The sequence below is a fragment of the Rathayibacter sp. AY2B7 genome, assembly GCF_002931635.1.
Classification (GTDB): Bacteria; Actinomycetota; Actinomycetes; order Actinomycetales; family Microbacteriaceae; genus Rathayibacter.
In genome coordinates this window covers 1-7,451 of record NZ_PSUC01000138.1, presented here as the reverse complement: position 1 = coordinate 7,451, position 7,451 = coordinate 1, and the positions used below count along the sequence as shown (strand labels likewise).

Sequence of the window (7,451 nt, the reverse complement as noted above, 5' to 3'; positions counted from 1 at the left end):
CGCTCGCGGGGACGCCCACGGTGACGCGGCTGGCGGAGGCCTTCGCGGCCCAGGGCCACGAGCTCGCGCTGGTCGGCGGCCCGGTCCGCGACGCCTTCCTCGGCCACGGCGTGCACGACCTCGACTTCACCACCTCCGCGCGCCCCGACGACATCGTGCGGATCGTCGCTCCGATCGCCGAGGCGCACTGGGACATCGGCCGGGCCTTCGGCACGATCGGCGCTCGCGTGGCCGGCGAGACGGTCGAGATCACGACCTACCGCAGCGACAGCTACGACGGGGTGAGCCGCAAGCCCGAGGTCGAGTTCGGCGACTCGCTCGAGGGCGACCTGGTGCGGCGCGACTTCACGGTCAACGCGATGGCGCTGCGGCTCCCGGAGGTCGTCCTCGTCGATCCCTCGGGAGGAGTGGAGGACCTGCTCGCCGGCCGGCTGCGCACCCCCTCCCCCGCCGACCTCTCCTTCGGCGACGATCCGCTCCGGATGCTCCGCGGCGCGCGCTTCACCTCGCAGCTCGGCTTCCGCACCACCGACGAGGTCGAGTGGGCGATGGCCGAGCTCGCCGGCCGGATCGACGACGTCTCGGCGGAGCGCGTGCAGGAGGAGCTGCGGAAGCTCCTCGCGACCGCCTCGCCCCGTGCCGGCCTGGAGCTGCTCGTCGACACCGGTCTGGCCGGTCGCTTCCTCCCGGAGCTGCCCGCGCTGCGCCTGGAGCAGGACGAGCACCACCACCACAAGGACGTCTACACCCACAGCCTCACCGTGCTGGAGCAGGCGATCGCGCTGGAGGAGTCGCGGCACCCCGGAGCCGCGCCCGACGTCGTGCTGCGGCTCGCCGCCCTCCTGCACGACATCGGGAAGCCGGCCACGCGGCGGCTCGAGCCGGGCGGAGCGGTGAGCTTCCACCACCACGACCTGGTCGGCTCCAAGCTCGCGATCAAGCGGATGCGCGCGCTCAAGTTCGACAACCAGACGACGAAGGACGTGGCCCGCCTCATCGAGCTGCACCTGCGCTTCTTCGGGTACACGGACGGCGCGTGGACCGATTCCGCGGTGCGCCGCTACGTGACCGACGCCGGGCCTCTGCTCGAGCGGCTGCACATCCTCACCCGCGCCGACGTGACCACGCGCAACCGCCGCAAGGCCGACCGGCTCGCGCACGCCTACGACGACCTCGAGGCGCGCATCGCGGAGCTCGCCGAGAAGGAGGAGCTCGCCTCCAAGCGCCCCGACCTCGACGGCACGCGGATCATGGAGATCCTCGGCCTCGCCCCGGGCCCCGAGGTCGGGCAGGCGTACCGGTTCCTGCTGGAGCTGCGGCTGGAGGAGGGTCCGCTCGGCGAGGAGGTCGCGACGCAGCGGCTCCGCGAGTGGTGGGCGTCGCGCTGAGGCGCTGAGCGGGGCCCCGTGCCCGCCTCGCCCGGCGCCCGGGGTGGTGCGCCTCGAGCGGATCCGTCCGGCGCGTCGCGGCGGTCCTGTTGTAGTCTGTACAGGTTGTCCACGACCAGACGCACTCGCGTCCGCGGGAGTGGGCAGATGCTACATACCCTCCTGTCACGGAAATACCGTGGCCGTTCAGTCCGAAGGAGGTGGGTTAGTGACGCATCAGTACGAGATCATGGTCATCCTGGACCCCGAGATCGATGAGCGCACCGTCGCTCCGAGTCTCGACAAGTTCCTCAACGTCATCCGCACCGATGGTGGATCCATCGACAAGGTCGACGTCTGGGGCCGCCGTCGTCTGGCGTACGAGATCAACAAGAAGTCCGAGGGCATCTATGCCGTCGTCGACTTCACGTCGACCTCCGCCGCAGCGAACGAGCTCGACCGTCAGCTGAAGCTGTCCGAGGCCGTCATGCGCACCAAGGTGCTGCGGGCCGAAGAGGGCATCGCCCAGGTCGCGGCCGCCGCGAAGCTCGCCGACGAGAAGGCCGCCCGCAAGGCCGCCAAGGCCTCGGCCGCTCCCAAGGCGTAGCGCTCATGGCCGGCGAGACGATCATCACCGTGGTGGGGAACCTCACCGCCGACCCCGAGCTGCGCTATACGCAGGGCGGGCTCGCGGTCGCGAACTTCACCATCGCCTCCACGCCGCGCACCTTCGACCGTCAGGCGAACGACTGGAAGGACGGCGAAGCGCTGTTCCTCCGCGCCTCCGTCTGGCGCGAGTTCGCCGAGAACGTCGCAGGAACGCTGACCAAGGGCAGCCGCGTCATCGCGACCGGCCGCCTGAAGCAGCGCTCCTACGAGACGAAGGAAGGCGAGAAGCGCACCAGCATCGAGCTCGAGATCGACGAGATCGGGCCCTCGCTGCGCTACGCGACCGCGCAGGTCACGCGCGCCTCCGGTGGAGGCGGACGCGGCCAGGCCGGTGGCGGCCAGGGCAACGGCGGTCAGATCGGCGGCGGCCAGGGCGGCTTCGGCGGCGGCGGTCAGGGGGGCTCCGGCAACGCCGGCGGCAACCGTGGCGGTCAGGCCGAGGAGCCGTGGGCGCCGAGCGCTCCCGCCGGTGGCGACGTGTGGAGCACGCCGGGCAGCTACAACGACGAGACGCCGTTCTGAGCCTCGGCTCAAACGCTCTCCTCACCTGAATCACGCCTCCCCCGCACCGCGATCGCTCGCGGCGGGGCAGGGGCGAACCAGAATCTAAGGAAACCACTATGGCTGGAAAGAGCAGCGGCGACCGCCGCAAGCCGATCCGCGGCAAGGGCGCGAAGAACGCGGCCCCCGCGAAGTCGGTCCGCGTGGGTGTCATCGACTACAAGGACGTCGCGACCCTCCGCAAGTTCATCTCGGAGCGCGGGAAGATCCGCGCCCGTCGTATCACCGGCGTCTCCGTTCAGGAGCAGCGCCTCATCGCCCGTGCCGTCAAGAACGCCCGCGAGATGGCGCTCCTGCCCTACGCCGGCAGCGGAAGGTAGGTAACGGTATGTCCAAGGTCATCCTGACCCACGAGGTCGACGGACTCGGCTCGGCCGGCGACGTCGTCGACGTGAAGAACGGGTTCGCCCGCAACTACCTCATCCCGCAGGGCTTCGGCGTCGCGTGGACCCGCGGTGGCGAGAAGCAGGTCGAGCAGATCAAGTCGGCGCGAGCCGCTCGTGAGCACAAGACCATCGAAGAGGCCCAGCACACCAAGCAGGTCCTCGAGGCCAACCGCGTGAAGCTGACGGTCAAGGCCGGCAAGGACGGCCGCCTGTTCGGCTCGGTGAAGACCTCCGACATCGCGAACGCGGTGGCGGCGGCCGGATTCGGCGAACTCGACAAGCGCAAGATCGTCATCTCGAACGCGATCAAGCACGTCGGCGAGCACGAGGCCGTGGTGCGTCTGCGCGACGACATCCAGGCCACTGTGAAGCTGCAGGTGGTCGCGGCCAAGTAAGGCCGCGAGAACGCCGCGGAGGGCGGTGCGACGGGACTTCCGAGTCCCCTCGCACCGCCCTTCGTCGTTCCCGTTCTCCACAGCTCCATCCACATACACCCTCCGGCGGGACCAACCTTCACTGTGGTCTTGAGACTCTTTTCCCCACACACCTGTGGAAAGCGGTGAATGCCTGGTCAGGGCCCAGAAAAAACTTGCCGACGGCCACTGTTCCCACAGGGTTGTGCACATGTTGCCCACAGTGGGCCCGGCGTTTCCCCTCGGTTCTGCACAGCTCTCTCCACAGGGCGGTTTGCGTGCCGCGGGCGGCGGTCCGTAGGGTGGCGCAGCGCCCCGCGAGGGGTGCGGGCAGGCGCCCGTGCGCCGCTGTCGGAGGTCGCTGGTAGACCGGATCCCGGCACCGGCTCGACCGGACGCGCAGCACCCGACAGGAGGAGGCGAAGGCATGACGATCGCGCACCTGGCGGTACCCGGCTCGGACGGACGGGACGGTCGCGGAGACCGCGGCGAGTCGCGCGGGAACGAGCGGACCCCTCCGCACGACCTCCTCGCCGAGCAGTCGGCCCTGGGCGGCATGCTGCTCTCGAAGGACGCGGTCGCCGACGTCGTCGAGAGCGTCAAGGGCACCGACTTCTACATCCCCAAGCACGAGATCGTCTTCGACGCGATCCTGGCCCTCTACTCGCACGGCGAGCCCACCGACGTCATCGCGGTCACCGACGAGCTCACGAAGCAGGGCGAGCTGCAGCGGGCCGGCGGCGCCGACTACCTGCACACGCTCACCTCGATGGTCCCCACCGCGGCCAACGCGGGCTACTACGCCTCCATCGTCGCCGAGCGCGCTCTGCTGCGCCGCCTCGTCGAGGCGGGAACCCGCATCGCGCAGATGGGCTACCAGGGCGAGGGCGAGGTGCTCGACCTGGTCAACACGGCGCAGGCCGAGATCTACAACGTCACCGGCTCCGAGACGGCGGAGGACTACGTCCCGCTGACCGACGCGGTGACCGTCGCGATCGACGAGATCGAGGCGGCCGCTCACAAGGACGGCAGCTTCACCGGCGTCCCCACCGGCTTCGCCGACCTCGACGACCTGACCAACGGCTTCCACGCCGGGCAGATGATCATCGTCGCCGCGCGCCCGGCGCTCGGAAAGTCGACGCTGGCGCTCGACTTCGCCCGCGCCGCCGCGATCAAGCACAACATGGCCACGATCTTCTTCTCCCTCGAGATGGGGCGCAGCGAGATCGCGATGCGCCTCCTCTCGGCCGAGGCGTCCGTGCCGCTGCAGCACATGCGCAAGGGCACGGTCGACCAGCGCGACTGGACGACCATCGCCTCCACCCGCGGCCGGATCAACGACGCGCCGCTCTACATCGACGACTCGCCCAACATGACCCTCGTCGAGATCCGGGCGAAGTGCCGCCGGCTCAAGCAGCGGGTCGGGCTCAAGATGGTCGTCATCGACTACCTGCAGCTGATGACCTCCGGCAAGAAGGTCGAGAGCCGCCAGCAGGAGGTCTCGGAGTTCTCGCGTGCCCTCAAGCTCCTCGCGAAGGAGCTGCAGGTGCCGGTCATCGCGCTCTCGCAGCTGAACCGAGGCCCCGAGCAGCGCGCCGACAAGCTCCCCGCCATCTCGGACCTCCGCGAGTCCGGCTCGATCGAGCAGGACGCCGACATGGTGATCCTCCTGCACCGCGAGAGCGCCTACGAGAAGGACAACCCGCGCGCGGGCGAGGCCGACCTCATCGTCGCCAAGCACCGCAACGGCCCGACCCGTACGGTGACCGTGGGCTTCCACGGCCACTTCTCGCGCTTCGCCGACATCCCGGCGGTCTGACGTGTGCTACCAACAGGGGCGAATCCCGGTCATGATCTTCCCAATTTGACCTACTCAGTGCGAGGTGCATGTAAGGGCACCGAGGCAAGACCGAACTGCGGCTGGAACCGTACTGTTCAGCGTGCCGTGCAATAGCATCGATGACGGCAGACTGCTTCCGATCGCGTCCGAATACAATCGGCGTCGGATCGATCTCGGCCACTCCCCACACTTGCCGGTGAGCCAGTTGCCGGAGCGCTCTCTTTGCATCGAAATTGTCGGCGCTCCTCAGCGGGAATGCCATCATCGGACACGCCGCCTCACCGGAACAGCAGGTGAACGCCAGCCGCGCCGTGCTCTGAACGGATCCGAACCGGTTGTCGAGAATCCGAGATGTCGCGTCACTCGATCAATAGGTCAAGGGCGCTCCTGGCAACATCGATGAACTTCGATCGATAGAGCTCCAGTGGGTCACCGGGTTGTTCGGATACGCCCAGGGCAACCACGGAATAGACGGCACCGTCGCTCCCCACGGCAACCAGCGTGACCGCCACGACGCCCGGCGAGCTTCCGATCTTCTCCGAGAGTGTCACCAACCCGCGTTCTACAAACGGCGAAGAAGACGCGATCTCGGGTGACCGGAGGATCTGCGACATGTGCGGATCGTCGCGTCCCAGCTCCACGACCGCCCGGTGCGCACTCGCCACGTCTTCAGCGTTCGCGAACCAATCGATGTCGCGTGGCCAGAACGGCGCGCGCTCGATCCATGCCGGGTCCACTGTCAGCGGCTGATTGCTCAACTTCTCAAGAATGCCATGGCGAGCCGCGCTGGATGCCTCGTTCCAGTCGTTCGCGAGCGACGTGTCGCCGCCGAGCGTCAACTGGAACATTTTCCTCGTCGTCGGGAACGGTTCGAGGAGGTCAGGTTGGTGATGCCCGAGATCGCGCACCGCGGCCGACAACCGCTGGGCTCCGACAGCGTCCATGAGAACGTCGGCGGCTGTGTTGTCGCTGATCTGCATCATCAAACGTGAGAGCTCGAACACGCTGATTTCTGTTCCGTCCGGCTCGAGGTGCAGCCGACCGGTTGGGAGACTCTTCTTCCCATCGTCGATCATGAGCACGTCCTCCCAGGAGAGATCCCCTTCTTTGATCGCTTCCACTACAGCTGCCAGAACGTACAGCTTCATCACCGATCCAACCGGACGGAGAACGTCGTGCGCCCGCTCGTGAACCGACTCCGTGTGCGACCCGCGTGTCACCTGCATGAGCAGTGATGACGCACGAACGAGCGCTTCGAGACGAGCGGCTGCTTCGGCAAAGGATGCAATCGATGGTGGTGCAGTGGCAACCGCCGCGTTCACGACGAGCGCTCTGAGCTCTCCGTTCGCGTTCGCGGTGATCTGCAGATCGAGGAGAATGCCAAGCCGATTGCGGACGACAGCAAGAGCTCCCTCGGGTCGATGTTCGAAGGACTTCACCGTGTATGGGCCCAGGGGCCGAAGGCTCGAATTCACCATGGTGACCAGATGCGCGGTGGACTCCGAGTCGAACGCACCCGCGTCCGATTTCGACTCGACAGCCTCAGTGGTCAAGTCCTCCTCTGCGTTCAGCCGTTCGACCGCCCACAGCATCAGATCTTGGGTCCGGAGTTCCTCAGCGGTCAGGTCTGTGCCCGCTGTCGGAACAGTTTCTGCCAGATTCAGGCTGCATCCGACCAGCACCGAGCACAGGAGGAGCGGAACGGCGAGCTTGCGCCAGTAGGCGTGATCCGTGCGGACTGCGCGCCGGACGCAACCACCCGTGCTCGGCGCCTCACGCCTTTGCCGCGGCCTGGCCGACCGGAGGAATCGCAGCATCACAACACCTCCGATCGCCGAGCGGCATCGTCGTCTCCGAGGATCGATGGAGAGTCGTCCTCGTCACTCGCAGAACCGGGCGAAGCGGAGGACGGGACGAGCTTCATCGTCGCGATCCCGACGGTTGCGATCATGATGATCCCGAAACTCCACAGCCCGATGCTGAGGATGATCCCGACGTGCAATGCGACCGCCAGAATGAACGCGATCCGTCGACCGAAGTCAATGGTCACAACGAGAATTCCGATGCAAATCTCTGCGACGATGACACCCCAGGTGATGACGGCTAAGAGGAGTGGGACTGACGTCGCCCAGTGCAGCACATCTGCGATGAGGCCGCTTGCGCCGAACATGTACCCGCGAGAGATGTAGTACTCGGCCGATCCGTTGGACCAGTC

Annotated in this window: 7 protein-coding genes and 1 pseudogene; 6 read left to right on the top strand and 2 right to left on the bottom strand. The window is 67.4% G+C overall.

The annotated features are described in order from the left end of the window. From C5C27_RS15985 to dnaB, 6 genes are all read left to right on the top strand, one after another. On the top strand, positions 1 to 1,388 hold a 1,388-nt coding region (locus tag C5C27_RS15985; protein ID WP_258066827.1), incomplete at its 5' end, for a CCA tRNA nucleotidyltransferase. Positions 1,389 to 1,596: 208 nt separating this feature from the next. Beyond that, entirely contained in the window at positions 1,597 to 1,974 is a 378-nt protein-coding gene (gene rpsF / locus C5C27_RS15980; RefSeq protein WP_068207796.1) for a 30S ribosomal protein S6, read from the top strand. Positions 1,975 to 1,979: 5 nt separating this feature from the next. Next, positions 1,980 to 2,558, top strand: a complete 579-nt coding sequence (locus tag C5C27_RS15975) for a single-stranded DNA-binding protein (protein ID WP_104222691.1) — start codon at positions 1,980 to 1,982, stop codon at positions 2,556 to 2,558. A gap of 98 nt (positions 2,559 to 2,656) precedes the next feature. Beyond that, complete coding sequence (rpsR, locus tag C5C27_RS15970) at positions 2,657 to 2,917, top strand: 30S ribosomal protein S18 (RefSeq protein ID WP_055784551.1); 261 nt, start codon at positions 2,657 to 2,659, stop codon at positions 2,915 to 2,917. A gap of 8 nt (positions 2,918 to 2,925) precedes the next feature. Beyond that, positions 2,926 to 3,378 carry a 50S ribosomal protein L9 gene (rplI, locus tag C5C27_RS15965; RefSeq protein WP_104222692.1) on the top strand — a complete coding sequence of 151 codons (453 nt, stop codon included), beginning with the start codon at positions 2,926 to 2,928 and terminating at the stop codon, positions 3,376 to 3,378. Between the two features lie 445 nt (positions 3,379 to 3,823). Next, a complete protein-coding gene (gene dnaB, locus C5C27_RS15960; RefSeq protein WP_104225797.1) occupies positions 3,824 to 5,215 on the top strand; it encodes a replicative DNA helicase in 1,392 nt (463 codons plus the stop codon). Between the two features lie 380 nt (positions 5,216 to 5,595). On the opposite strand, the gene C5C27_RS15955 is transcribed toward dnaB, so the two are convergent. Next, a complete protein-coding gene (locus C5C27_RS15955) occupies positions 5,596 to 7,053 on the bottom strand; it encodes a serine hydrolase (RefSeq protein WP_146079723.1) in 1,458 nt (485 codons plus the stop codon). Further along, a pseudogene (locus tag C5C27_RS18195) lies at positions 7,053 to 7,451 on the bottom strand (hypothetical protein); the annotation flags it as partial. The gene C5C27_RS15955 and the pseudogene C5C27_RS18195, both read right to left, overlap by 1 nt.